At 64.5% G+C, this 972-nt stretch carries 1 protein-coding gene and 1 pseudogene; both read left to right on the top strand.

Going from position 1 to position 972, the window contains the following annotated elements; genetic code table 11:
- Positions 1 to 469: pseudogene (locus R1101_RS0124355) on the top strand (cytochrome c oxidase subunit II); the annotation flags it as partial.
- Positions 470 to 502: 33 nt separating this feature from the next.
- On the top strand, positions 503 to 919 hold the full coding sequence (locus R1101_RS0124350; RefSeq protein WP_016935746.1) for a cytochrome c oxidase subunit 4: 417 nt from the start codon (positions 503 to 505) through the stop codon (positions 917 to 919).
- Positions 920 to 972: the final 53 nt, after the last annotated feature.

Raw genomic sequence — 972 nt, 5'->3', positions numbered from 1 at the left:
CTACCTGCACTACGACAAGATCGAGACGATCGGCACCAGCGAAGAGATTCCGGTGCTCGTTCTTCCCACCGGCAAGCGCATCGAGTTCCAGCTGGCGTCCTCCGACGTCATCCATTCCTTCTGGGTGCCGGAGTTCCTGTTCAAGCGTGACGTGAACCCGAACCCGATCGAGAACAACTCCGACCCGGTCTTCCAGATCTCCGAGATCGATCGTGAGGGCTCGTTCGTCGGCCGTTGCGCCGAGATGTGCGGCACCTACCACGCGATGATGAACTTCGAGGTTCGCGCGGTCAGCCCGGAGGACTTCGCCCGGTACATCGAGCTCCGCAAGCCGGTCGAGGACGGCGGCGAAGGCCTGTCGAACGCTCGTGCGCTCGAAGCCATCGGCCAGAGCCCGATCGCTACCTCGACGACTCCGTTCAAGACCGACCGCACGGACCGGTCGGCGACCGTCGCCGCAGGCGAGTAACGGCCACCTCCACCGACAAGGACAAGTGCTGATATGAAGATCGAAGCCAAGCTCTTCGAGGTCGTGACGGTGTTCTTCGTCATCGTCGCCATCGTGTACGGCGTGTTCACGTCCCTTTCGTCCCGAGGGACGGAGTGGGCCGGGCTGACCGCCATCGTCCTCTCCGCCGGACTGACCCTGATCGTCGGAACCTACTTCCGTTTCGTCGCGCGTCGTCTCGACACCCGTCCCGAGGACTACGAGGACGCCGAGATCAGCGACGGTGCGGGCGACCTCGGTTTCTTCAGTGCGGGTAGCTACTGGCCGATCCTGCTCGCCGGTGCGGCAGCTTTCGCCGCCATCGCGCTGGCCTTCTACCAGCCGTGGATGATCGTCCTCGCGGTCGCACTGATCATCGCCGCAGCCGCCGGACTGGTGTTCGAGTACCACCTCGGACCCGAGAAGCACTGAGCCGACTCTCTCGACGCACACGGGCGCCGCACCTTCGGGTGCGGCGCCCGTGG

The sequence above is a fragment of the Rhodococcus sp. R1101 genome (assembly GCF_000278445.1).
Classification (GTDB): domain Bacteria; phylum Actinomycetota; class Actinomycetes; order Mycobacteriales; family Mycobacteriaceae; genus Rhodococcus; species Rhodococcus gordoniae.
Note: the sequence above shows the minus strand (reverse complement) of the source record. Positions and strands in the feature narration are given on the sequence as shown.

Excerpts from the sequence above, each read along its gene's own strand:
- R1101_RS0124350 (WP_016935746.1), top strand. The coding sequence starts at position 503 with ATGAAGATCGAAGCCAAGCTCTTCGAGGTCGTGACGGTGTTCTTCGTC.